The 25,300-nt window shown below is 29.1% G+C and carries 31 protein-coding genes; 22 read left to right on the plus strand and 9 right to left on the minus strand.

From position 1 onward, the window contains the following. Positions 1 to 2 precede the first annotated feature (2 nt). The 7 genes from ACTT9L_RS01815 to phoB all read left to right on the plus strand — a co-directional run bounded on the left by ACTT9L_RS01815 (position 3) and on the right by phoB (position 7,197). Complete coding sequence (locus ACTT9L_RS01815) at positions 3 to 1,160, plus strand: ATP-binding protein (protein ID WP_440927662.1); 1,158 nt, start codon at positions 3 to 5, stop codon at positions 1,158 to 1,160. Between the two features lie 107 nt (positions 1,161 to 1,267). Further along, complete coding sequence (locus ACTT9L_RS01820) at positions 1,268 to 2,287, plus strand: substrate-binding domain-containing protein (protein WP_440927663.1); 1,020 nt, start codon at positions 1,268 to 1,270, stop codon at positions 2,285 to 2,287. Positions 2,288 to 2,399: 112 nt separating this feature from the next. Further along, on the plus strand, positions 2,400 to 3,803 hold the full coding sequence (pstC, locus tag ACTT9L_RS01825) for a phosphate ABC transporter permease subunit PstC (RefSeq protein WP_075484532.1): 1,404 nt from the start codon (positions 2,400 to 2,402) through the stop codon (positions 3,801 to 3,803). Further along, on the plus strand, positions 3,796 to 5,058 hold the full coding sequence (gene pstA, locus ACTT9L_RS01830) for a phosphate ABC transporter permease PstA (protein WP_440927664.1): 1,263 nt from the start codon (positions 3,796 to 3,798) through the stop codon (positions 5,056 to 5,058). The genes pstC and pstA overlap by 8 nt, the downstream gene beginning before the upstream one ends. After that, entirely contained in the window at positions 5,058 to 5,819 is a 762-nt protein-coding gene (gene pstB / locus ACTT9L_RS01835) for a phosphate ABC transporter ATP-binding protein PstB (protein WP_440927665.1), read from the plus strand. The genes pstA and pstB overlap by 1 nt, the downstream gene beginning before the upstream one ends. A 3-nt stretch (positions 5,820 to 5,822) precedes the next feature. After that, a complete protein-coding gene (gene phoU / locus ACTT9L_RS01840) occupies positions 5,823 to 6,515 on the plus strand; it encodes a phosphate signaling complex protein PhoU (protein ID WP_075484536.1) in 693 nt (230 codons plus the stop codon). A gap of 1 nt (position 6,516) precedes the next feature. Beyond that, entirely contained in the window at positions 6,517 to 7,197 is a 681-nt protein-coding gene (gene phoB / locus ACTT9L_RS01845) for a phosphate regulon transcriptional regulator PhoB (RefSeq protein WP_440927666.1), read from the plus strand. Between the two features lie 8 nt (positions 7,198 to 7,205). Here phoB and ACTT9L_RS01850 read toward each other — a convergent pair whose 3' ends face one another. The 7 genes from ACTT9L_RS01850 to ACTT9L_RS01880 form a co-directional block, all read right to left on the minus strand. Continuing rightward, positions 7,206 to 8,087, minus strand: coding sequence for a phytanoyl-CoA dioxygenase family protein (locus ACTT9L_RS01850; protein ID WP_440927667.1), 882 nt, complete (start codon positions 8,085 to 8,087; stop codon positions 7,206 to 7,208). Positions 8,088 to 8,173: 86 nt separating this feature from the next. Next, positions 8,174 to 8,767 (minus strand): 2-hydroxychromene-2-carboxylate isomerase, encoded by a 594-nt coding sequence (locus ACTT9L_RS01855; protein ID WP_440927668.1) that lies wholly within the window; start codon positions 8,765 to 8,767, stop codon positions 8,174 to 8,176. Positions 8,768 to 8,774: 7 nt separating this feature from the next. After that, a complete protein-coding gene (locus ACTT9L_RS01860; protein ID WP_440927669.1) occupies positions 8,775 to 9,314 on the minus strand; it encodes a peroxiredoxin family protein in 540 nt (179 codons plus the stop codon). Positions 9,315 to 9,397: 83 nt separating this feature from the next. Beyond that, positions 9,398 to 9,652 (minus strand): hypothetical protein, encoded by a 255-nt coding sequence (locus ACTT9L_RS01865; protein ID WP_440927670.1) that lies wholly within the window; start codon positions 9,650 to 9,652, stop codon positions 9,398 to 9,400. 3 nt (positions 9,653 to 9,655) lie between these two features. Further along, the gene (locus ACTT9L_RS01870) at positions 9,656 to 10,690 is read right to left on the minus strand and encodes a WD40 repeat domain-containing protein (RefSeq protein ID WP_440927671.1); all 1,035 of its coding nucleotides are present in this window, start codon (positions 10,688 to 10,690) and stop codon (positions 9,656 to 9,658) included. Next, positions 10,687 to 11,658: a CobW family GTP-binding protein gene (locus ACTT9L_RS01875; protein ID WP_440927672.1), complete on the minus strand. Its 972-nt coding sequence runs from the start codon at positions 11,656 to 11,658 to the stop codon at positions 10,687 to 10,689. Before ACTT9L_RS01875 ends, ACTT9L_RS01870 begins: the two co-directional genes overlap by 4 nt. A 9-nt stretch (positions 11,659 to 11,667) precedes the next feature. Next, positions 11,668 to 12,777 carry a zinc ABC transporter substrate-binding protein gene (locus ACTT9L_RS01880; protein ID WP_440927673.1) on the minus strand — a complete coding sequence of 370 codons (1,110 nt, stop codon included), beginning with the start codon at positions 12,775 to 12,777 and terminating at the stop codon, positions 11,668 to 11,670. A gap of 73 nt (positions 12,778 to 12,850) precedes the next feature. On the opposite strand from ACTT9L_RS01880, the gene ACTT9L_RS01885 reads away from it, so the two are divergent. Genes ACTT9L_RS01885 through ACTT9L_RS01900 form a run of 4 tightly spaced genes read left to right on the plus strand, consistent with a single transcriptional unit; the run spans position 12,851 to position 15,823 of the window. Further along, a complete protein-coding gene (locus tag ACTT9L_RS01885; RefSeq protein WP_440927674.1) occupies positions 12,851 to 13,597 on the plus strand; it encodes an ATP-binding cassette domain-containing protein in 747 nt (248 codons plus the stop codon). A gap of 1 nt (position 13,598) precedes the next feature. Continuing rightward, a complete protein-coding gene (locus tag ACTT9L_RS01890; protein ID WP_440927675.1) occupies positions 13,599 to 14,402 on the plus strand; it encodes a metal ABC transporter permease in 804 nt (267 codons plus the stop codon). 24 nt (positions 14,403 to 14,426) lie between these two features. Continuing rightward, positions 14,427 to 14,825, plus strand: a complete 399-nt coding sequence (locus ACTT9L_RS01895; RefSeq protein ID WP_440927676.1) for a Fur family transcriptional regulator — start codon at positions 14,427 to 14,429, stop codon at positions 14,823 to 14,825. Then, entirely contained in the window at positions 14,825 to 15,823 is a 999-nt protein-coding gene (locus ACTT9L_RS01900) for an Ldh family oxidoreductase (protein ID WP_440927677.1), read from the plus strand. The genes ACTT9L_RS01895 and ACTT9L_RS01900 overlap by 1 nt, the downstream gene beginning before the upstream one ends. Here the strand turns inward: ACTT9L_RS01900 and xth are convergent. Continuing rightward, positions 15,815 to 16,591, minus strand: a complete 777-nt coding sequence (gene xth, locus ACTT9L_RS01905) for an exodeoxyribonuclease III (RefSeq protein WP_440927678.1) — start codon at positions 16,589 to 16,591, stop codon at positions 15,815 to 15,817. The genes ACTT9L_RS01900 and xth overlap by 9 nt on opposite strands. Beyond that, positions 16,591 to 16,908, minus strand: a complete 318-nt coding sequence (locus ACTT9L_RS01910) for a HesB/IscA family protein (RefSeq protein ID WP_023853837.1) — start codon at positions 16,906 to 16,908, stop codon at positions 16,591 to 16,593. Before ACTT9L_RS01910 ends, xth begins: the two co-directional genes overlap by 1 nt. A 50-nt stretch (positions 16,909 to 16,958) precedes the next feature. Between ACTT9L_RS01910 and ACTT9L_RS01915 the strand changes: the two genes are divergently transcribed. The 11 genes from ACTT9L_RS01915 to yajC are packed head-to-tail and all read left to right on the plus strand — an operon-like array spanning position 16,959 to position 25,293. Next, positions 16,959 to 18,077 carry a deoxyguanosinetriphosphate triphosphohydrolase gene (locus ACTT9L_RS01915; RefSeq protein ID WP_440927679.1) on the plus strand — a complete coding sequence of 373 codons (1,119 nt, stop codon included), beginning with the start codon at positions 16,959 to 16,961 and terminating at the stop codon, positions 18,075 to 18,077. Then, positions 18,074 to 19,807, plus strand: coding sequence for an arginine--tRNA ligase (gene argS, locus ACTT9L_RS01920; protein WP_440927680.1), 1,734 nt, complete (start codon positions 18,074 to 18,076; stop codon positions 19,805 to 19,807). The genes ACTT9L_RS01915 and argS overlap by 4 nt, the downstream gene beginning before the upstream one ends. Further along, entirely contained in the window at positions 19,807 to 20,067 is a 261-nt protein-coding gene (locus tag ACTT9L_RS01925; protein WP_440927681.1) for a hypothetical protein, read from the plus strand. The genes argS and ACTT9L_RS01925 overlap by 1 nt, the downstream gene beginning before the upstream one ends. Continuing rightward, positions 20,060 to 21,010 (plus strand): glycoside hydrolase family 3 N-terminal domain-containing protein, encoded by a 951-nt coding sequence (locus ACTT9L_RS01930; protein WP_440927682.1) that lies wholly within the window; start codon positions 20,060 to 20,062, stop codon positions 21,008 to 21,010. Before ACTT9L_RS01925 ends, ACTT9L_RS01930 begins: the two co-directional genes overlap by 8 nt. 9 nt (positions 21,011 to 21,019) lie before the next feature. Next, positions 21,020 to 21,763, plus strand: a complete 744-nt coding sequence (locus ACTT9L_RS01935; protein ID WP_440927683.1) for a segregation and condensation protein A — start codon at positions 21,020 to 21,022, stop codon at positions 21,761 to 21,763. Next, a complete protein-coding gene (gene scpB, locus ACTT9L_RS01940; protein ID WP_440927684.1) occupies positions 21,756 to 22,457 on the plus strand; it encodes an SMC-Scp complex subunit ScpB in 702 nt (233 codons plus the stop codon). Before ACTT9L_RS01935 ends, scpB begins: the two co-directional genes overlap by 8 nt. A 47-nt stretch (positions 22,458 to 22,504) precedes the next feature. Beyond that, the gene (tatA, locus tag ACTT9L_RS01945; RefSeq protein ID WP_023853830.1) at positions 22,505 to 22,705 is read left to right on the plus strand and encodes a twin-arginine translocase TatA/TatE family subunit; all 201 of its coding nucleotides are present in this window, start codon (positions 22,505 to 22,507) and stop codon (positions 22,703 to 22,705) included. A 5-nt stretch (positions 22,706 to 22,710) separates the two neighbouring features. After that, on the plus strand, positions 22,711 to 22,932 hold the full coding sequence (gene tatB / locus ACTT9L_RS01950) for a Sec-independent protein translocase protein TatB (protein ID WP_440927685.1): 222 nt from the start codon (positions 22,711 to 22,713) through the stop codon (positions 22,930 to 22,932). Beyond that, positions 22,922 to 23,692: a twin-arginine translocase subunit TatC gene (tatC, locus tag ACTT9L_RS01955; protein WP_440927686.1), complete on the plus strand. Its 771-nt coding sequence runs from the start codon at positions 22,922 to 22,924 to the stop codon at positions 23,690 to 23,692. Before tatB ends, tatC begins: the two co-directional genes overlap by 11 nt. Then, positions 23,685 to 24,944: a serine--tRNA ligase gene (gene serS / locus ACTT9L_RS01960; RefSeq protein WP_440927687.1), complete on the plus strand. Its 1,260-nt coding sequence runs from the start codon at positions 23,685 to 23,687 to the stop codon at positions 24,942 to 24,944. The genes tatC and serS overlap by 8 nt, the downstream gene beginning before the upstream one ends. A 55-nt stretch (positions 24,945 to 24,999) precedes the next feature. Then, positions 25,000 to 25,293, plus strand: a complete 294-nt coding sequence (gene yajC / locus ACTT9L_RS01965; RefSeq protein ID WP_440927688.1) for a preprotein translocase subunit YajC — start codon at positions 25,000 to 25,002, stop codon at positions 25,291 to 25,293. Positions 25,294 to 25,300 lie beyond the last annotated feature (7 nt).

Consider the following 25,300-nt stretch of genomic DNA (forward strand, 5'->3'; position numbering starts at 1 on the left):
AAATGGAATTATTGATCATAATACTTTTAATACTTGTAGGTATTCTTGCTTATTTTCTTTTAAAAAAAGAGAGAGTGCTCGGTATCAATGTTGAAAATGAAGCTTCAAAAGAACAAATTAAAGTAATTGAAAGTAAAGACTATAGAAAAAATATATATAATTTATTAAATTATATTCCTGAAGGAATAATAATTTTAGGTAAAGGTAAGAAAATTCTTTTTAGCAACAACTCTGCTAATAAATTATTTCAGATAAAACTAGAAGAGAATATAAGTGGCTTTTTAAGAAACCCTGATCTTTTAAGTTCAATTGATAAATCATTTGAGGGTAACAATATTTCAGATCTTGAAATTGAAGTTAGAAATCAAGCTGTTCAAAGATTAAATATAACAATTTACCTTGATCAGAATAATCTTTTTTTTGATGAAATATGTTGTGTTTTATTTATAAGGGATTTAACTGAATTCCATAAATTCCAACAATTAAAATCTGATTTTGTAGCTAATGTATCACATGAGCTAAGAACACCACTACAATCTATTAAAATGGGACTTGAAACATTTGAAAATAATTCAGATTTAAAAAAGAATTCGGAAGTAACTAATTTATTACCAGTAATGAGCTCTCAATCTGAGAGAATGGAAAATTTAATCAGAGATTTATTATCATTATCTAAAATAGAATTACAGGAACATATTCGACCAACACATGAAATAGATCTTATAGAATTGATTGATTATGTTATTAAAACTTATGAAAAAATAATTAGAAAAAATAATATTAGTATTAAATTTAACAAAATTGATAATTTCAAAATAATTGGTGATAGAGATAAATTAATAGAAATTTTTACTAATCTTATCGATAATTCAATCAAATACAGTGATAAAAATAAAGAAATTACAATCACTGCTAAAAAAGATGGTGAGTTTAATACTGTTTCAGTAGCAGATCAGGGAATAGGTATTCCAAAAGAGTCTATACATAGAATCACTGAAAGATTTTTTACTGTTGATCCAAGCAAAAGCCGAAGTGTAGGTGGTACAGGTCTTGGTTTAGCCATTGTAAAACATTTAGTCTCACAACATAGAGCAGAGATGGATATTAATAGTGTTGAAAATGAAGGAACCACAATAGATATCAAATTTAATCCTTTGTAATTCAACTAAAAAGTTAGTCATTGTAACAAAAGTTTAACCTTCCTTTAATAAAGTATTAAAGAATCAGAATTATTTAGTTTTGCATTATGAATTTAATAAGGAGAAATATGAATAAATTAACAAGTATATTTATAAGCTTTCTTTTAGTAATTGGTTTTACGACATCAAGTTACTCAAGAGATCAAATCAAAATAGTGGGGTCATCAACTGTTTACCCTTATGCAACAGTAGTTGCAGAAAAGTTTGGTAAAAGTGGAAAATTCAAAACACCAGTTATTGAAAGTACAGGAACTGGTGGTGGAATGAAATTATTCTGTGCTGGAGTTGGTGCTAATCATCCAGATATTACTAATGCTTCAAGAGCAATTAAACCTAAGGAAAAAACTTTATGTGAAAAAAATGGAGTTTCCGAAATTATTGAAATTGTAGTAGGTAATGATGGAATTTCATTTGCACACGCTGTTAGTGCTCCAGATGCAGATTTTACAAAAGAGCAATTGTGGAGAGCTTTAGCTGCTAAAGTTGATGTTGATGGCAAACTTATTGAAAATCCATACAAAAAATGGAGCGATATAGATGCAAATCTTCCAAATAAAAAAATTGAAATTTTAGTTGCTCCTCCAACTTCTGGTACTAGAGATGCATGGAATTCTCTTGTAATGGTTAAAGGATGTACAAAAACTGCTAAATCTTTATTTGGTGATAAAGCTAAAAAAGAATGTGCTAAAATTAGAGAAGACGGTTACGCTGTAGAAGCAGGTGAAAATGATACTTTAATTGTACAAAAACTTACATCTAATCCTGATGCTTTTGGTTTTTTTGGTTATAGTTATCTAGTTGCTAATAAAGATAAGGTTAAAGCATCCTCTGTTGAAGGAGTTCAACCATCTTTAGAAGGTATTCAAGATTACTCTTATCCGATAGCAAGACCTTTGTTTTTTTATGTAAAAAAGGCTCACATAGGTGTAATTCCTGGTATTCAGGAATTTTTAAAAGAGTTCACATCTAAAAAAGCTATGAGTAACAGAGGTTACTTAGCTAAAATAGGATTAGTCCCTTTAGCATCTGAGGAATACCAAATAACAAGAACAGCTGCTTTAGATTTAAACACAATAAGTATCAAATAAATTAAAACTTATCCCCAATAAAAGGCCAGTAAATACTGGCCTTTTATTTAATTTCAATTTCAGAGTTAGTTTGTAACAAAAATGTAACAATTAAAAGTTATAGAAACTTCGAATGAACTTTGTTCTAATATTTTTAATAACAATATTTTCTCTATCATTATTTTTTTATGGAAGGTCAAAAACTAAAAGTATTGCAATCGAGAAAAATATTAAATTAAATGCATTACCTAAATTTTATGGATATTACCTTGTTTTATGGTGTTCAATTCCTTCTCTAGTTTTTTTATTAATATGGTCATTATTTGAGCCTGTAATAATTAAATCAATAATAATTGAAACTGCAGCAAATCAAGGTGCTATTTTTAATGATAAAAATGAAGCTAATTTAATTTATGAAAAAATCAAAGCTATTCATTTAGGAACTTATTTTGGTGATATTGACAGTATTTTAAGAGAAAGCGCACTTGCTTATGCAAAATTTATTAATCTTTTTACAAATTCAAAAGTTGTACTAATTTTCGCTATAGTAATAGTATCGGTAATTTATTCCTTAAAAAAAATTAATAAAAATAATAAAGCAAGAGATGATGTGGAAATCATATTAAAAGGCTTATTGTTTGTATCATCTCTTATTGCAATTTTAACAACTTTAGGAATAATTTTTTCACTATTATTTGAAAGTATTAAATTTTTTTCTGTAATTAATATTTTTGATTATTTATTTGGAACAAATTGGAGCCCACAAAGAGCTTTTGTAAGAGATGCCTCTTCAATTACTGCAGCAGAATTTGAAGAATTAAAGGATGCTTTTGGTTTCATTCCTTTAATTGCTGGAACAACTTTTATTGCATTCATAGCAATGTTAGTTGCAGTTCCAATTGGACTTTTTTCAGGAATTTATATGGCGGAATACGCCTCATTAAAAATTAGAAGGATTTCAAAACCAATAATTGAAATTTTAGCAGGTATTCCAACTGTTGTTTATGGTTTTTTTGCAGCTTTAACAGTTGGACCTTTTTTTAGACAAATTGGAGAAAATTTTGGTTTAACAGTTTCATCAGAAAGTGCTTTGGCAGCGGGATTGATAATGGGTATAATGATCATACCGTATGTCTCATCTTTATCAGATGATGTAATTAATTCTGTCCCTCAATCACTTAGAGATGGTTCATATGCAATTGGTGCTACAAAATCTGAAACAATTAAAAAAGTAGTTATACCTGCAGCTTTACCGGGAATAATAGGTTCTATTCTTTTAGCAGTCTCAAGAGCAATAGGTGAAACTATGATCGTTGTGATGGCTGCGGGTCTAGCTGCAAACCTTACTATAAATCCTCTTGAATCAACCACAACAATCACAACTCAAATAGTTATGATTTTAGTTGGTGACCAAGAGTTTGATAGCCCTAAAACACAATCTGCATTTGCTCTAGGGTTAACATTATTTATTGCAACCTTAATTTTGAATTACATTGCTCAAAGAGCTGTTAAAAAATATCGAGAAAAGTATGACTAAAGAACAAAGATTAAATAAAAGACATAATGCAGAAAAAAGATTTAGGTTTTATGGTCTAGCATCAATTTTTTTCGCTTTGTTATTTGTTTTGATTTTAGTTCATAACATTTTTTCTAAAGGTAGTTCTGCATTTATGAAAACAGCAATAAATGTTGAGGTTTTCTATGATAAAGATCTTCTTGAATTGGAACCTGGGGCATCCGAAGAAGATATATTAGAGGCTGACTTTTTTGATATTACGATAGAAAGTTTACTAAAGGTATATCCAGCAAAAAACATGGATGAAGAAGATGCGCTTATAGAACTTTTTACAACTGATGCTGAAATTGAAATAAAAAAAGCTTTTTTAAATAATAAAAATTTAATCGGTAAAAAAATTAATCTAGAAATAACAGCCTCAGATGACATTGATCAATTACATAAGGGAAATTATCCAAGAGATTTACCTGAAGACAGAAGAAGAATTTCCAATTTCCAGTTAGAAATTTACGATGTCTTAGTAGAAAATAAAACAATCACTAAAAATTTTAATAATTACTTTTTTAAAAATGGAGACTCAAGAGATCCAGAAATAGCTGGTATAGGTGGTGCTCTTGTAGGCTCTTTCTACAGTATTTTAATTTGTCTATTATTGGCATTTCCAGTAGCAGTATTAGCTTCGATCTACCTAGAGGAATTCGCACCTAAAAATAAAATCACTGATTTCATAGAAATAAATATTAATAACTTGGCTGCTGTACCTTCAATTGTTTATGGTTTATTGGCTCTTCAAATACTTCTAGCTACAATTCAATTACCAAGATCTACTCCTCTAGTAGCTGGTATTACTTTGGCGCTTATGACTTTACCTAGAATAATAATTCCTTGTAGGGCTTCTTTGAAGGCGGTACCTCCATCAATAAGAGAAGGTGCGTTAGCAGTAGGTGCATCAAAATTTCAATCTGTATTTCATCATGTAGTTCCTTTAGCTTTACCTGGTACTTTGTCAGGAACTATTATTGGATTAGCACAAGCATTAGGAGAAACAGCTCCATTAATTTTGATAGGAATGGTAGCTTTTGTTGTTGATATTCCATCAACACCAATTGATCCTTCTTCATCTTTACCCGTACAAGTCTATTTATGGTCAGAGTCTGCTGAGAGAGGGTTTGTTGAAAAAACATCAGCCACTATTATGATGTTATTAAGTTTTTTGATTGTAATGAATTTTTTAGCAGTATACTTAAGACAAAAATTTGAGAAAAGATGGAACTAATGAATAATGTAAAAATAAAATCTAAAAATCTAAATGTCTATTATGGAGAAAAACAAGCTTTGTTTGACGTGAATTTAGATTTAAACGAAAAAGAAGTTACAGCTTTAATTGGGCCATCTGGATGTGGAAAATCTACTTTCATCAGATGTATTAACCGAATGAACGATGTAATTGATATTTGTAAAGTATCTGGAAATATTGAAATAGATGGTGTTGAAATCAATGATAAAAATTTAGATGTAGTATCTTTAAGAGAGAGAGTAGGAATGGTTTTTCAAAAACCAAACCCATTTCCAAAAAGTATATATGATAATATTTCTTATGGTCCAAAAATCCATGGAAAAGGTGAAACTAAAATTGAATTAGATGAAATCGTGGAAAATAGTTTAAAGAAAGCTGCATTGTGGGAAGAAGTTAAAGATAGACTTGATGAGCCAGGTACAGGCTTATCAGGAGGTCAACAACAACGTCTTTGTATTGCAAGAGCAATTTCTGTAAATCCTGAGGTTATATTGATGGATGAACCTTGTTCAGCTTTAGATCCAATAGCAACAGCAAAAATTGAGGAATTAATAGATGAGCTTAAAAAAACCTACACTATAGTAATTGTAACTCATTCAATGGCACAAGCAGTTAGAGTTTCGCAGAAAACAGGGTTTTTTCACCTAGGTAAATTAATCGAAGTAGGCAAAACAGAGAAAATTTTTAAAAATCCTGACAATAAAATGACACAAGACTATATTACAGGTAGATTTGGATAAATTATGAGTAATGAACATACAGTAAAATCTTATGAAGAAGAATTGAGATACTTAATAGACTCTGTCATAAAAATGGGAAGTTTAACAGAGTCTCAATTGGTCGACTCTATGGATGCCGTTATCAAAGTAGATAAAGATTCTATTGATAAAATTATTAAAAGTGATGATGAAATTAATAAATTTAGATCTAAAATTGATACGCAAATAATGACTTTGCTGGTGAAGAGAGCACCAATGGCAATTGATTTAAGAGAAACAATTAGTTCATTAAAAATATCTCAAGATCTGGAAAGAATTGGAGATTTATCTAAAAGTAATGCAAAAAAAGTTAAGCCACTTCCATTAGATTTACCTGAGGAACTTTTAGGTAATTTAAAAAGACTAGGTGATTTAGTTATAAAGCAGTTAAATGATGTACTCGATAGTTATGTTAATAAAAATTATGATAAAGCAAAAGAAGTATGGGAAAAAGACGAGCAAGTAGATGACCTTACTTATATTGCTATGGAAAGTGTAATTGATTTTCTTTCTAAAGATAAAAAGAATTTAGACTTTTCAACACATTTAATTTTTGCAACAAAAAATCTTGAAAGAGCAGGTGATCATATAACAAATATTGCTGAGTCAATATGTTATTTAATAAAAGGTGAATATTTAAAAGGAAGCAGACCTAAAGGAAAAGTTATTCAGCAATAAAATGAATGGCAAAATATTTATTATTGAGGACGAACCTTCAATAATTCAATTAGTTCAACATAATCTAGAAAAAAATGGTTTTATAGTTTCATCATCAGTAAATGGTAATGATGGCTTAAAAGAATTAAAAAAATTTCAGCCAGATTTACTTTTATTAGATTGGATGCTGCCTGATCTCTCTGGTATTGAAATTTGCAAATATATTAGAAAAGACAATAGTATCAAAAATTTACCTGTAATTATGTTAACCGCTAAAGGCGAAGAGGAAGATAAAATAAAAGGTTTAGATAGCGGTGTTGATGATTATTTAACTAAACCATTTAGTTTTAATGAGCTTATGGCAAGAATTAAAGCTGTTTTAAGAAGATCTAACCCTAATACTGTATCTGATAATTTAGAGTTTGAAGATTTAGTTTTAGATAGGATTGAAAAAAGAGTTTACAGAGATAAAAAAGAAATACAACTTGGACCAACGGAATTTAGGTTACTAGAATTTTTTTTGGTAAATCCAAAGAGAGTTTATTCTAGAGATCAGATTTTAGAAAATGTTTGGCCCAACAATATAAATGTTGAAAGCAGAACTATTGATGTTCATATCAGAAGATTAAGAAAATCAATTAATATCCAAAATAAAAAAGAACTTATAAGGACTGTAAGATCCTCTGGTTATTCTCTAATTTAAAATTTAATCTAATTTTTTTGAAGTTCGTAGATAGAAACATAATGTTTCTTCTTAGGGAGCGGGATTATGGTTGGAACTTTAGTTAATCTTGGTTTTATTGATTTATTTCCTACAATAATGTTTTTGTCATAATTTTCCAAATCAACTTCAGGATGAGGGTTTCCATCATTTATTAATGGCCACGCATCACAAGCTCTGTACCCAAATAAAATTAAGGGTCTAGAGTTGTTCATTTGGTTGTGTCCAGACCCATGAACTGATCTACAATGAAAAAATACTCCTGTTCCAGCTTTTCCAGTTATAGAAACACTATCCTTAGTTCCTATTTTATCTTTCTTAGTATCTATTTTTCCAACAAAATAATTTTCTTTGCTGTGGTGGCTGTACAATTTCTTTTTGTGTGATTTTTTTATTATTTTAAGTGGCCCATTTTTTTCATAGCAATCATCTAAATATATACCAACTGTAATTAAATCATCGTTCGTATGAGGGTAAAAAGCCCAATCTTGGTGCCATCCAATTTCACTTCCTTTTTTCTTATTTGGAAGCTTAAAATTTAATTTACCTAGATGAAATCTCACTGTTCCACCTAATAATTTTTTAGCTATGGATATAATCTTTTTATCTCTAGATAATTCATAGAAGATTTTATGTCTGTTCTGAGGATTATTTAGTCTTAGAATTTCTTTATTTTTAGAAGAGCCTGAATTGTAGACAAAATGGTAATTATCATAGGATTGAGTTCCATTTGCACCATTACCATTTTTTTTCTTTTTCTCTTTTAAAATTACTTCGTTAACAATTTTATTTATTTTATTTATCTTTGTTTGAGAAATTAAATTTTCTTTAACAAGAAAGCCATTTTTTTTAAATAAATTCAAATCATTCATAAATGTAGATTATAAATAAAAATAAATCTTCTTATAAAAAAATACAATGTTTAATTAAATCATTAATAAAATTTAGTAATTTTAAATTATTTTTTTAATGCATCTTCAAGATAATCCAATCTATCTTGACCCCAAAAAATCTCGTTATTTAAGACATATGAAGGAGCACCAAATACATGGTTATTAACTGCATCTTTTGAATTTTTTTGGTACTCAATGTTTACTTCGTCAGTTAAAGCTAAGTTCTTCATTTCCTCAAAATTTAAATTTAATTTTTCACAAATTTCCTGAAGTATTTTGTGATCTGAAAGATCTTTATCCATAGACCATAAATATTTTAAACACTCATTTCCAAAATGAAGTTTATTTCCCATTTTATTTGAAGCGATTACAAATTTTGCTGGCAAATGTGGATCACTAGGTGGAAAAAATTTTGGCTGTTTAATAATTGGCAAACCTAATTTATTTGAAATTCTCTCCATTTCTAAAAGTCTGTACTTTTGTCTAGCAGGGTGTCTTTTAGGAACTGGTAATCCTCCAGTATTTGGAAAAATTTCACCAACTAAATCAAGTGGTTTTTCTATTACTTCTAAATTGTATTGGCTTACTAGTTTTGTAAATCTATCAGCACCTAGATAAGTAAATGGAGACAAGACACTAAAATAATACTCAATTTTCATTATTTATTTAGTTAAGTGCAAACTGCTTAATTTTTTCAAATTCAAAATGATCTGCAATGTCCTTCTTAGCATAATAAACATCTTGAACTACACCTTCTTCATTAATTAGAACGTCAGTTACAGCTATATCTAAATGACCTTTTATTCTTGTTGGAATATATCCTTTTAACATAGCAGGAATAATTTTATGTGGTTTAAAAAACATTGCATTGATTGTTTTACTCATTGATCTTTCAATTTCATATTTTTGGAAATATTCAAAATTTTCATCTGCTAATACTGTGAATGGTAAATTTTTATGTTTATCCATATACAATTTTAAATTATCTACTGGTGAATGAAATATTCCAACATGCGTAAAGTTATTTCCTAGTTCGCTAAATCTCTTATTAATTTCATTCAGTCTTAGATTGCAGAAGCTACAACCAGCAATTCTATAGAAAGTTAATAAGACTTTTTTTCCTAAAGTCTGAGATAAATTAAATGCATTACCATTTTGATCTGGTAGTGTAATTTCCTCTAATCTGTCTCCAATATTGATCTTCATAATGACAAGATATAATATTAAGTTTAAATTATTAAAATTAATTTTAGCACATTTATAATTATTATAATATTTTATTTCCTCAATTAATGGTTGTTATTTTCTAAATCCTTAACATCCTTTTCACTTATTTCTTCAATAGGTTTATGAATTTTCCAGTTTTTCGTAGTTCCATCAATTGATCTAGCAGTTATAACTGTTTCAGTAGGTGGACAATCAGGTTCATGACAATTTAATTCTGCAATGCTTAAAATTGTACTTTCTGGTATTTGATATTTTTTTATAAAATAATTTTTTAAATTCTGAATTATTTCTAAATTTGGTTTTTTTTTATTAAACATTTTTTATTGATCCCAAATTGAAGTCCATAAAGTGTTTCCATTCATGTCACCAATAAATATACTTGATTTATCATCAGTCATTGCAATTGCACTAACTTCAGAGCCTGTGAAACTTCTAATTATTATAGTGTTATTCTCATTTTCAATTTGAGACAAAAAAACAGAACCATCACTCAAACCAGCAAAAATTGCTTTTTCATCCGGAAATGGTTCTATAAATGTTACTTGATTATTACCTACATAAGGAACACAAATAGGTGTGCGTCCCATAGGTCCCTCACCGTCAAAAGGCCAACATATTGCATCTATCGCTCCTGATGTTGCCAAGTAACTTGTATCATCAATAAATGCAAAACTTTTGACTTTTGAGCCATATCCTGACATAGCAAAATCAAGCTTATCTTTTAAACGCCAGCAACGAAGTACATTTTCTTGCATAGACGTTACCAAGTATTTACCATCTGGGCTAAAACCCACTTTATTGTGAGAACCTTTCCAATCTAATTTTGTTGATTTCCATTTATTGCTGTAATCTTTTTTCCAAATTGTAACACCTCCGTATCTAGATACAGCCAATCGTCTTCCTTTGGTATCGAATGCTAAACCTCCAATTGTACTATCATGATTTAAAGATTTTGGTTCTTTTTTATTTTTATCCCAATAATAAACTACCTTACCTGAAGAACAAACTAAGTTTCCATTATGTGCTGCAACATGATCTACCCATCGTGAACCAAAGTTTGTAATTTTATTTATTTCTCCGTTAAGTGAAATTTTTAAAAAATAACCATCATCACCACCAGTTAAAATATTATCACCATCTTTTGCCATGCAAAGAATAACACCTTTATGAGCCTTTAAAGTCTTGTGTTTTTCTCCAGAACTAAAAATTCTTATAGTACCATCACCAAAACCAGCAGCTATATTATTACCAATTGAAACCGCGCAGGTTACTGGAACTCCAATTTCTAACTGAATTCCTCTTTGTTCAAATTTAGTTTTGTCTAACTCTGGAAATTGATTTAAATCAGTTGTCATTCTGATTTACAGGCTTCAAATCCTTCTTTTAAATTCATAGTTTCTAAGTTACGTCCAATAAACACGAGTCGTGAACTACGTTCTTTATTTTCAGGCCATTTTCCCATAGGAGAAGCATCCATCAACATATGAACACCCTGAAATACATATCGATCATTTTCACCTTTAAAATCAAGTATTCCTTTAGTTCTCATAATATCTTGACCTTTTGTCTGTAAAAGTTTTCCAAACCAGTTTTGAAATTTTTCCATGTCTAGAGGTTTATCAGACACGAATGATAAACTTGTAACATCATCATCATGTTCATGATCATGATCTGACTCTAGAAAATCTGGTTCTACCTCTAGAATACGTTTTAAACTAAAAGCATCAAGATTAAGAATTTCCTTTAATGGTGCTCCACATTTTGTAGTTTTAATAATTTTAGCAAAAGGATTAATTTTACGAATTCTCTTTGTTACTACGTCTATATTCTCATCTTTCACAAGATCTATTTTGTTTAGTAATATTACATCACCAAAAGCAATTTGTTCCTCAGCTTCGTGATGATCTTCAATTTGTGAGCTTAGATGAACAGCGTCTGCAACTGTAACAATTGCATCAAGCTTTGTTTTATTTGCTACATCCTGATCTACAAAGAAGGTTTGAGCTACAGGAGCTGGGTCTGCTAAACCTGTTGTTTCAACTATAATTGCATCAAGTTTATCAGCTCTCTTCATTAACCCACTAAGTATTCTAATTAGGTCACCTCTGACTGTGCAGCATATACAGCCATTGTTCATTTCAAAAACTTCCTCGTCAGCATCCACTACAAGGTCATTATCAATACCCTGTTCACCAAATTCATTTACAATAACAGCGTACTTTTGACCATGCTGTTCTGTAAGAATTCTATTAAGAAGCGTAGTTTTTCCAGCACCAAGAAAACCTGTTAAGACAGTGACAGGAACTTGGTGCTTGTTTTCCATTAATAACGATTAGCAACCTTTAAAGGATGCAGACATATTTCTTATTAAATCAAAGTATAATGATTTTCCTGGATTTAAAGTAGCTCCTAAAGGATCCACTACTCCAGTTTTAATATTCATGTCTTTTGCAACAGCTTTAATAATATCAGGGTTAAATTGAGGCTCTGAAAATACACATGCAACTTTATCATGTTCAATTACCTCTCTAATTTCTTTTAATTGCTCTGCACCTGGCATTACATCTGTATTGACTGTGAAAGCACCCAAAATATTTACGTTAAATCTTTTCTCAAAATATTGATATGCATCATGAAACACAATTGAAGCAACACTTTTATTTAATTCAGATGTTACATCGCCAGTTAGTTTATCAATATCTTTATATGCTTTACTTAAATTAGCTCTATAAATTGTCTCATTTTTTGGATCATTTTCAATTAAGTGCTTAGACATCTCAAATAAAATTACTTTAGCATTTATAGGATCTAACCAAATGTGTGGATCAAATTCGCCGTGGTTGTGTCCTTCATGCCCATCGTGGTCGTCATGATCGTCGTGGTCATCTTTTTTACCATGGTCGTCATGATCATGGTCATCGTGATCATCTTCCTTTTTACCATGATCATCATGATCGTGGTCATCGTGATCATCTTCCTTTTTACCATGGTCGTCATGATCGTGGTCATCGTGATCATCTTCCTTTTTACCATGATCATCATGATCGTCATGTCCGTGATCATCATGATCATCAAAAATATTTCTTTCTCTAAATTTTAATACTTGCAATCCTTTGACTTCCATTAACTCAATTTTTTCTGCCTTTTTTGCAATTGATTTTAAAGGTTTTTCTAAAAAGTTTTCTAAGTCCTCTCCAACCCAAAAAATTAAATCAGCATTTTGTAACATTTTTGCGTGTGATGGCTTCATTGCAAATCCATGTGGAGATGCGTATCCATCAACTATTAATTCAGGTTTAGCAACACCATCCATAAGGTAACTTGCAAGAGAATGTATCGGCTTAATAGATGCAACTACTTTAATATCAGCGTTAGTTGGTGTAAAGAATGTTAATAATGATAATATTGAAAGGATAAAAGGTATTTTTTTTAGATTTTTCATAGTTATATATATTTTATTGGTTGTTATAATATAACGCTATGTAATAATATAACATTTACATGTCAAGATTTTTATGAGCACTGAAAATAATATTTTAGTAAAATTAAATAATGCTGGATATAAGCAAAATAATAAATGGCTAGTTGAAGGCGTATCTTTTACTGTTGAAAAGGGTAAAATTGTTACCCTAATAGGACCAAACGGTTCAGGTAAAAGTACAACTGCTAAAATAGCTCTTGGATTTTACAAAGGTATAGAAGGTCAGGTTGAAAAATTTACAAACAAAATTGGATATGTTCCACAAAAAATTTCGATAGATTGGACGTTACCGTTAAGAGTTAATGATTTTATGCTTTTGACAGATAAACTTAGTGATGACGTTGTGGATGAAGCACTAAAATCAACTGGCGTATATCATCTTAAAAATAAAAATTTAGGAAATTTGTCTGGTGGAGAATTTCAAAGAGTATTATTAGCAAGAGCTATATCAAAAAAACCAGAATTACTTGTCCTCGATGAACCAGTCCAAGGAGTTGATTTTACAGGTGAGATTGAAATGTATGAATTGATAAAAAAAATATCTGCAAATTTAAATTGTGGAATCTTATTAATATCTCATGATCTTCATACTGTTATGAGTGCTACTGATTATGTTGTTTGTTTAAATGGACATGTGTGTTGTTGTGGAAGTCCAACAGAGGTTGCTTTTAATAAAGAGTACAAGGCTTTATTTGGTGAACAAGCTTCAAAAACACTCACAATTTATGAACATAAACATGATCACATTCACACTACCGATGGAGAAATAAAAAAAAATTAATATGTTAGATGATTTTTTTATAAGAGCGTTAATTGCAGGGATTGGTATTGCTCTAGTTACTGGCCCACTAGGTTGTTTTGTCGTTTGGAGAAGGCTTTCTTATTTTGGAGATACTCTTGCTCATTCTGCTTTGCTTGGTGTAACAATTGCTTATTCTATGGAATTTAATATTGCTGTCTCAATATTTCTAATTTCATCATTAATTGCATTAATTTTAATACATCTTCAAAGAAAAACTAATCTACCTAGTGATGCTTTACTAGGTCTGCTTGCTCACTCATCGTTGGCAGTTGGTTTAGTTGTAATTGGTTTTTTAACATTTATTAGATTTGATATCATGGGGCTTTTGTTTGGAGATATTTTAGCCGTTGACAAGAATGATCTTATTATTATCTGGTTTGGAGGAGGATTGATATTATTAGTTTTAAAATTTATTTGGAAACCGTTGTTTGCCTCAACCGTTAATTATGAATTAGCTGAAGCCGAGGGTTTAAATCCAGATAGAGCCAAAGCCATTTTTACAATTTTACTGGCAGCTATAATTGCGATTTCAATTAAATTAGTTGGTGTTTTGTTGATCACAGGAATGTTAATTATACCAACTGCTATGGCTAGAAATCTCTCCGATACTCCCCAAAAGATGGTTGTTTTTTCTATAATTGGAGGTTTGTTATCAGTATTTATTGGTCTATTTTCTTCTTTAGAGTTTAACACACCATCTGGTCCTTCAATAATAACTGCTGCACTATTACTCTTTATAATTTCATTACTTAAAATTAAACAAACGATTCAATTGAAAAATTAATGAAGTATTGTAGAAAATATTAAAATGCAAAAACAACAAACTTTATCGAGAAACCAAAAAATTATTTTTGATTTAATTGATAAATCTCGTGGCCCCATGAAAGCTTATTCAATTCTTTTTAATGTTCAAAAAAAGGGAATTAAAGCGCCATTACAAGTTTACAGAGCTTTAGATAAATTAGTAGAAATTGGTAAAATTCATAAGATTGAAAGTAGAAATGCTTTTATTGCGTGTCAAAATTCTAGCTGTCAAATATCAAAAGCAACAGCATTTTCGATTTGTGAAAGTTGTGAAAATGTATCTGAAATAAGTAATACAAAACTTTCCAAATACCTATCTAATTTTGCTGATAGCTCTGGTATGAAATATAGCAAATACAATTTAGAATTTTTTGGTTTATGTAAAAAATGTAAATCAAAATAATGGGCACAGTTTCATTAACTTTAGACGAAATATTTGAACTAGCTAAAAAAACTCTTTTGTCAAATGGTTGTGATGATGAAACAGCATCAATTTTATCAGACTTAATTAGGAATGCTGAAAGAGATGGTTCTTTATCGCACGGTCTATTCAGATTACCAGCATACGTGACAGGTCTTAAAGGTGGAAAGATAAATGGCAAAGGTAAACCTGAGATAAAAAAAATATCTCCTTCTGTAATTAAAGTTGAAGGAAATAATTGTTTAGCACCTGTAGTTTTAAACAGAGGATTACCTGAATTAGCAAAAGCAGCAAAAGAAAACGGAGTTGCAGTCTTAGCAATAAATAATTCACATCATATGGCTGCTATGTGGCCCGAAACAGAGAAATTAGCAGAGGAAGGTTTGGTAGCATTTGCTTGCACATCTTATAAGCCTGCAGTTGCACCTGCTGGTGCCATAAAACCGTTATTTGGAACAAACCCAATTTCATTTGCTTGGCCACGTCCAGGTAAAACACCAGTTGTTTATGATATGGCAACAGCTTCAATGGCAATGGGAGAAGTTCAAGTTGCTAAAAGAGAAGGGCACAAAGTTCCACTTGGAACTGGTTTAACTAAAGATGGTAAAGAAACAACTGATCCAGGTGAAATTGCCGATGGTGGAGTTTTATTACCCTTTGGTGGTTATAAAGGATCTGCAATTGCAATGATGGTAGAATTAATGGCAGGAGCATTAGTTGGAGATAATTTTAGTTTTGAAACTGCTGTTAAGGATAATAATGATGGTGGTCCTCCAAGTGGTGGAGAATTCATATTAGCCATTAACCCAGATAAAACATCAGGTACTAATTGGCAAAAACATGCTGAGGAATTTTTTGAAAAAATGAAATCAATGGGTGAAGTAAGATTACCTGGAGAAAGACGTCATAAGAATAGAATGGACATTGGTCCAAGAAATATTAACGAAGAATTAGTAAACAAAATTAAATCTTTAAGCTAAATTAATCTCAATAGGTGTGTGATCAGAGGGCTTTTCTCTTCCACGTGGATCTTTATTGATATTAATATTTTTAATTTGATCAATTATAGAATTTGAAACTAAAAAATGATCAATCCTCATACCGTTATTTTTTTGCCATGCACCTCTCATATAATCCCAAAATGTATATCCTTCTTTATCTTCATAAAAATGTCTATAGACGTCATTAAAACCAAGATTAACCATTTCTCTAAATTTTTTTCTAATTTCAAGTCTGTATAGTGCGTCGTCTTCAAAACTTTTAGCATTATAAACATCTTCAGCTGACGGGATTATATTGAAATCACCAGCTAAAATAATATTAGAATTTTTCTTAGATAAAGTTTTTAATTGCTTTATTAATTGATCAAGCCAATCTTTTTTATAATCATATTTCTCAGTATCTACAGGATTTCCGTTTGGAGTATAAATATTAATTAAGTGTATATGTTTTTTCTTATATTCAAATTCAGCTGAAATTATTCTTGATTGTTTTAACTTATCTTTAATTAAATCTGTTTTGACATTTTTTAATTTATTTTTTGAGATAATCGCTACACCATTATAACTTTTTTGACCAAACACATGACTTTCGTAGTCCATAGATGAAAAATCATCATATGGAAAATTAACATCTTCAGTTTTAATTTCCTGCATCATTAAAATATCAGGTTTATATTTTAATAAATAACTTTTAATATTTTCAATTCTTGCTCTTACCGAGTTAACATTCCAAGATGAAATGAGCATTAAAGAGAGAAGGACACTCCACAACCACATGAAGATTTAGTTTGTGGATTAGATATTTTGAATTGTTCACCTATAAGTTCAGAAACATAGTCAACCTCAGATCCTTTAAGTAAATCAGCTGAGGTTTTATCAATTAAAATATTTTGATAATTTAAATCATCATCTTGTTTTGATTTGTCAAAAGTAAATTCATATTGAAAACCAGAACATCCTCCACCTTTGATAGCGATTCTGAAGAATGATCCTTTGTCTTTTTTTGATAACAAATTATCTATTTGTTTTAACGCTTTATCCGTAAATTTAATTTCTTTAATCATGACTGAACACTGATATTACTAATATAATACTTAATTATTTAAATTAAAGGATGAAAAAAGACACTTTGTTAGGCGTATTTAAAAGTAAAGGAAGACTTAATAAAGAAGCTAATTCAAAATACAGATCTCCTTTTCAACGTGACAGAGATCGGATAATTCATAGCGCATCATTTAGAAGATTAAAGCATAAAACCCAAGTTTTTGTTAATACAGAAGGGGATCATTTTAGAACCAGGATCACTCATTCAATTGAAGTAGCACAAATAGCAAGGTCAATTGCAAAATACCTAAAATTAAATGAAGATTTAGCTGAAACTTTAAGTCTTGCTCATGACTTAGGACATACTCCATTTGGCCATGCAGGAGAAGATGCCCTAGATGAATGTATGGAAAACTATGGTGGTTTTGATCATAATCTTCAGACACTAAGAATCGTAATGTTTTTAGAAAATAAATATTTCAAATTTGCTGGACTAAATTTAACTCTTGAAACATTAGAAGGACTTTTAAAACATAACGGACCAGCAGACGATCTGAGTATGGTAAATAAACTAATTGGTTTAAAAACTTTTAAAAACAAAATTAATTTTAATACTTATCCATCATTAGAAGCCCAAATATCAGCTATATCAGATGATATTGCATATAATAATCATGATATTCAGGATGGGATTAAAGCTAACTTATTTAAACTTGAGGAATTAGTTGAATTAGATTTTTTCAAAAAAATTTATCAAAAATATAAAAATAAAATTAATAAAAAAAATTATAAAATTGCTATTTATCAAATCATCAGAGATTCAATAGATATTATGATTAGAGATTTACTAAGTAATACAGAAAAAAATATTAAAAAATTCAAAATTAAGTCATTAAAAGATGTATCTAAATCAAATCAATTAATAGTTTCTTTTTCAGATAGAATAGAAAATTCAGAACAAGAAATCAGATCATTTTTAAGACATAGAATGTATGACAATAAGTCGGTGCTTTATAAGAATCAAAGAGGTAAAACGATAATTAAGAAATTATTTAAAATAATTAAATCAAATCCTAGAAAATTTCTTACTAAAGAGCAATTGACTAAAGACAAATATAGAGCTATTTCAGATTTTATATCTGGTATGACAGATAGATATGCAATTAACCTCTATAACGATAATAAATGAATATTTTTGAATTATATCTAGATAAAATTAAATCTATTATTGTTGAGCTTAGTAAAAAAAATCAACTTATCGTTCCAGAAAGCTTCAATGGTATTAATGCGGAAATACCACCTCCAAAATTTGATTGTGATATTTCAACTAATGTTGCAATGGTTTTATCCAAACTAAATAAAACCTTACCAATAGAATTAGCAGAAAAACTTGCACCTGAAATAAAAAATAAAGATGATCAAATAGACAATATATCCGTTGTCAAACCTGGTTTCATAAACATTAAATTTAAGCCATCTTTTTGGTCAAACTTTATTAAAGAAATTATTAGTAACGCTGAAAAATTTGGAATTAATGAGAAAGAGAAAAAAAATAATTACTTAGTAGAATTCGTATCTGCTAATCCAACAGGACCTTTGCATGTTGGTCACTGTAGAGGAGCTATTTTAGGTGATGTCATATCTAATGTGTTAATATTTAACAAGCACAAGGTTACAAAAGAGTATTATGTAAATGATTATGGTAATCAAATTATAAATTTTACAAAATCTGTATACTTTAGAATTAGAGAATTAAAGTTTAACGAAACTTTTCCTCAAAATAATCCTGATTTGTATCCAGGAGATTATCTAATTGATTTTGCGAAAAATATAGTTTCAGATAATTCAGAGTTAAATTTTGATAATTATGATGAAATTGATGATAAGCTTACAGTTTTATCTGTAGAACAGGCTCTACTTTTAATTAAAAAGAACCTTAAGAGTTTAGGAATTAACCATGATAATTTTGTTAGTGAAAAAAGCATTGTTTTAAACAATGAAGTAGAGAGTGTAATAAAATTTTTAGAAAAGAATAAATTTGTATACAAAGGGAAAATCAAAGCTCCAGCTGGAGAAGACGATAAAAACTGGGTAGAAAGAGAACAGTTACTTTTTAAATCTACTGATTTTGGTGACGACAAAGATAGAGCATTACAAAAATCAGATGGAAGTTGGACTTATTTTGCAAGTGATGTTGCGTATCATAAAAATAAAGTAGATCGTAAATTTGATTATTTAATAAATATTCTTGGTGCAGATCATGCTGGTTACATTAAAAGAATTTCATCATCAGTTGAAGCTTTATCAGGAAAAGAAGATAAATTGATCTGCAAAATTAGTCAGCTTGTAAAATTAATTAAAGATAACCAACCATTTAAGATGTCTAAAAGAAAAGGTGACTACATTACAGTTGATGATTTAATTGATGAAGTTGGAAAAGATGCAACTAGATTCATTATGCTTAACAGAAGTAGTGATGTGGAATTAGATTTTGATTTTGATGCTGTAAAAGAAAAATCTAAAGATAATCCGTTATATTATGTTCAATATTGTTATGCTAGAATTTCATCTGTCTTTAGACATATTGATAAAGATATAAATTCCAACATTGAATTAGATGATTTTAGTTTTGAATACTCAAATGATGAGATCAAAATTTTAAAAAAGATTTCAGAATGGCCCAAATGCATTGATGCAGCTAGTTCAAAATTAGAGCCACATAGAATACCTGTTTATTTATATGATCTTGCCTCAGAATTTCACTCCTATTGGAACCTTGGCAAACAAAACCCAGAAAAAAGATTTATTAATGATCAAAAAACAGTTTCACCAGATAAACTAATTTTTTTAAAAGCGATATCTAACGTTGTAAAATTAGGAATGGATATAGTTGGCGTTGATACACCACATAAAATGTAATGCTAAAAGAAATTAAGTATTTAATCTTTATTGTTGTAATTGCTTCATTTATTTTTTTAACAGGAAGATATTATTTTTCAGATGAAAATAAGAAAAAATCATACAGATCTCATAAAAATAACGATGAAAAAATTAAATTATATTCAAAAAATTTACCTGTTTTGGAAAACGACACACAAAATGTAATAGAATACGTTAAGCAAACAAACAAAAAAAAGAAAAAAAAGTTTAATTTCTGGAAACTTTTAGAGAATGATTAAGAATAGAAGAGCCTTCATTGTTGGTTTAAAATCATCAACATTATCAAACAAAGAAATAATTTTTTTGAAAAAATATAGACCGTGGGGTATTATTTTATTTTCAAGAAACATAAGTTCGATTGAACAAGCTAAAAAATTAACTGATAAAATAAAAAAGATATTTAAAGATAAAAAATACCCAATTTTAATTGATCAAGAAGGTGGACGAGTAAATCGATTAAGTAAAATTATTGCATTTGATAATTTGACTTCTGAATATTTTGGTAATTTATTCACAAAAGATAAAAAAAAATTTAATATTATTTATAAATTATTTGTCGATAAAACTTCGTATTTGCTTAAATCAATTGGAGTTAATATAAACACAGTTCCTGTTTTAGATATCCGAGTTAAAGGAGCTAGCAACATTATTGGTGATAGGTCTTTTTCAAAATATAAAAGAAAAATCTCTAAAATTGGAGATATTTGTATTGATTATTTTCATGAAAATTCTATTGGAACCGTGATTAAACATATACCAGGGCATGGATTAGCTAAGGTAGATAGTCATAAATTTACTCCTGTTGTTACAAAAAACTTGAATTATTTGAATAAAAATGATTTTTTTCCATTCAAGAAAAAACAAAGCTATTTTGCTATGACAGCGCATGTAATTTATCGAAGTATCGATAAGTTAAATACAGCTACACATTCTAAAAAAATTATAAATTTAATTAGAAATAAAATTGGCTTTAAAAATATTTTAATTTCAGATGATTTATCAATGAAAAGTTTAAAAGATAATTTAAAAACTAATACGATTAAAACATTTAGCGCAGGTTGTAATCTTGCTCTTCATTGCAATGGCAAATTGTCTGAAATGAAGGTAGTTGGTGATAATTCACCAAAGGTAAGTAATTTTATTATAAAAAAAACATCGTTATTTTATAAAATTTTAAGTTAATATCTGAGCATGACTATTTCTGATTCTGCATTATTTAATGTTGATATAAATAACTATAATGGCCCTCTAGATGTACTTTTAGATTTAGCTAAAGCTCAAAAGGTAGATCTTGAAGAGATATCAATTACAAAGTTAGCTGATCAATTTCACGATTATATTACAAAAGAAAAAGATTTAAATTTAGAAATTGCTTCTGAATATTTATTGATGGCTACTTGGTTAGCATATTTAAAATCTAAATTGTTACTCCCAGGAACACCAGAGGAAGAATTTAAAGTTCAAGAAGTCGCTGAAAAATTAAAATTACAACTCAAAAAATTAGAGTTAATTAGATTGCTTTCAGAACAAATGCTCAAAAGAAAAAGACTAGGAAGAGAAATTCGATCAAGAGGAATGAAGGGAAATATAAGATCTATTTATAGTAATGAGTATAATTTAAGTTTATTTGAACTTCTTAAGTCATATTCAACAATTATTATGACGAAGGATTTTCAAAAAATTAATATTCCAAAACTACCTGTATTTACTGCTGAGGATGGTATTAAAACAATAAGAGAATTTTTTGGTAAATTGATTGATTGGAAAAAATTAGATGATTTAATTCCTAAAAATTTTAAAAGTGGTTCAAAATATAAACGTACTGGAAAAGCAGGAATATTTGCTGGCTCTTTAGAATTGGTTAAAGAGGGAAATCTAACCATGAAACAGGATAAGTTGTTTGATGATATTTATGTGAAGGAAAATAATGATTAAAAAAGAAAAAATTACAAAAGATAATATTGTAAAATTTCCATCTAAGTTATCTGATTTAGAAAAAGAAATTGAAGCAGTTATTTTTGCTGCTGCTGAACCATTAGATGTTGATACAATTGAAAATAAAGTTACTAAAAAAGGTAACATCTCTAAATCATTAGAAAAATTGCAGCAAGAATACTCTATACGTGGAATTAATCTAGTCTGCATAAAAGAAAAGTGGTCCTTCAGAACTTCTCCTAACTTGTCAAACATCATGTCACAAGAAAGAACAGTTGAAAAAAAACTTTCTAGAGCTGCAGTGGAGACTTTGGCTATAATTGTATATCATCAGCCTGTTACTAGAGCAGAGATTGAAGAAATAAGAGGTGTTGCCTTTGGTACAAATACTCTTGAAATATTGATGGAGCTTAATTGGGTGAAGCCAGGTGGTCGTAAAGATGTACCAGGTAAGCCAATTCAGTATGTTACAACTGATGAATTTTTAAGTCATTTTAATCTCCAAAAATTGTCTGATTTACCAACAATTGATGAATTAGGTGCAGCTGGTTTAATTGATAGTTCTAGCATTGATAATGCAATTTTTGGAACAGGAAAATTCTACAAAGAAAAACAAGAAGAAAAAAAAGAGGATATTTATTCTAATATTGATGAGATGTTAAATAGTACTCTTGATGCAGAAGAGAAAGATTAACAAAAAAGTAACTTTTAAATTAATCATAAAAAGGTTATAAGTTTTTTATGAGCATAGGAATTTGGCAAATAGCAATAGTAGTTATATTAGTAGTCTTATTATTTGGACGAGGTAAAATTTCTAGTCTGATGGGTGATGTAGCTAAAGGAATTAAAAGTTTTAAAAAAGGAATGGCGTCAGACGTTACTGACGATACAGAGCCAAAAAATATTTCCGACGAAAATAAAGACTCAGAAAACAAAGATTAAATCACATGCCTACTATTGGTTGGTTTGAGATATTAATTGTTGTTGGTATTGCAATTGTTGTTCTTGGACCAAAAGATTTTCCAATCATGTTAAAGAAAGCTGGTTCTTGGATAGGAACTGTTAAAAGATATGTAAGCAACATTCAAAATGAAGTTTCAAATTTAGAAATAGATGAAGAAAAAATTGATAAAGAAATAAATAAAGAAACAAAAAACGATGAGCAATGAAGAAAATGAAGGTGGATTTGTTAGCCATCTAACAGAACTAAGAAAAAGATTAATACATAGTTTTATATTTCTAATAATCTTTTTTGTTATTTGTTATATATTTGCAGAACACATTTACGGTTTTTTAGTTGATCCATTTGCTCAAGCTGTAAAAGATGATGGGTCTGACAGAAGACTTATTTTTACAGCCTTACAAGAAACTTTTTTAACTTATATTAAGGTATCATTTTTCACTGCTTTTTTTGTAACCTGTCCATTTATTCTTATGCAAATATGGAAATTTATTGCGCCGGGATTATATAAACATGAAAAAGTTGCCATACTTCCATATCTTGTACTAACACCAATCCTTTTCTTTTTGGGAGGTATGCTTGTTTACTATTTGATAATGCCCCTAGCTATTAAATTTTTTTTATCATTTGAAAGCACAGGTATGTCTACAAGTTTACCAATTCAATTAGAAGCCAAAGTGAATGAATACTTGTCACTTGTTATGAAGTTAATTTTTGCATTTGGAATAAGTTTTCAACTCCCAATAGTTTTAAGTTTATTAGCAAGAATAGGTGTTGTTGACAGTAAATTTCTAAAAGAAAGAAGAAAGTATGTGGTAGTAATTATATTTGCTGCTGCTGCATTACTTACACCACCAGATCCAATTACTCAAATAGGTTTAGCCATTCCTTTATTAATTTTATATGAATTATCAATATTTTCAGTAAAATTTATAGAAAACAAAAATTTAGAAAAGACTGATGCATAATTTAAAAGAAATCAGAAAAGATTTTTCAAAATTTGAAAAAGATCTCAAAAAACGTTCAGTTAAAATTGATTTTAATAATTTAAAAAAGCTTGATGAGTTAAATAGAGATTTAATTCAAAAGAAAGAAAATTTAGAAAAAGAAAAAAAGGATATTTCAAAATCTAAAGATGAAAGTTTATTCAAAAAATCTAAAGAAATATCTGCAGAATTAGAAAAGATTACAGAGCAGCAAAAAAATACTAAAACTGAATTAGATAATATTTTATCAAGTATACCAAATATACCTCATCAAGACGTTCCAAATGGCAAAGATGAAAATGATAATGTAGAAGTTTTAAAATCTGGAAAAGTGCCTGAGTTTGATTTTAAACCCAAATCTCATTACGAACTTGGAGAAAATTTAGGCATGCTTGATTTTGATCTTGCAACTAAAACGACAGGATCAAGATTTGTTTTTGTTAAACAAGAGTTAGCATTACTAGAACGAGCTTTATCAAACTTTATGCTAGACACTCATATTGTTCAAAATGAATATCAAGAGATTTCACCTCCATTGATTGCTTCTGATAATACAATGTATGGAACAGGTCAATTACCAAAATTTGAAAATGATCAATTTGAAATAAAATTTGATGAAGGATCTGATAGAAAATTTTTAATTCCAACTGCAGAAGTAATTTTAACAAACATTGTTAAAGATAAAATTGTTGATCAAAAAGATTTACCTATGAGATTTGTTGCTTCAACACCGTGTTTTAGAAAAGAAGCTGGTAGTTATGGAAAAGATACCAAAGGAATGATTAGACAACATCAATTTTATAAAGTTGAGATGGTTAGTATTGTTGAAAAAGAAAATTGTCTTGAAGAATTAGAGCGAATGACAAACTGTGCAACAGATATTCTGGATAAGTTAGAGTTACCTTATAGAAAAATCATTTTATGCTCTGGGGATATGGGTTTCAGTGCAGAAAAAACATATGATATTGAGGTGTGGTTGCCATCAGAAAACAAGTATCGTGAAATATCATCATGCTCTTCTTGTTCTACATTCCAGGCACAAAGAATGAAATCAAGATATAAAAATAAAAACAAAGAAACTGTTTTTGTTGGAACATTAAATGGAAGTGGTTTAGCAGTGGGTAGAACATTAATTGCTTTACTAGAAAACTATCAATTAAAGGATGGTTCGATTGTTGTTCCTAAGGTACTGCGACCGTATATGAATAATTTAGAATTGATTTCGGCTAAATAAAGTTGTTTTAATTATATAGATAGTATAAGTATTCACATAATTTATAAGGAGATTTATGGAAGGTTCAGGAATAGGACAATTTATACCGTTAATTTTAATATTTGTTATTTTTTATTTTTTCTTAATCAGACCACAGCAAAAAAAAGTAAAAGAGCACAAAGCAATGGTTGAAAGTCTTAAAAGAGGTGACAGGGTTGTTACTTCTGGCGGAATTACAGGTACTGTCGAGAGACTTATAGACAACGATAAAGTTGAAGTAGAAATTGCTGAAAACGTGAAGGTTGAAATAGTTAAATCAACTGGTATTCAAAGTCTTGTTAATACAAATACTCAAGAAGTTAAAAAATAATTATTTT

This window comes from Candidatus Pelagibacter sp. (genome assembly GCF_052049675.1).
GTDB lineage: Bacteria > Pseudomonadota > Alphaproteobacteria > Pelagibacterales > Pelagibacteraceae > Pelagibacter.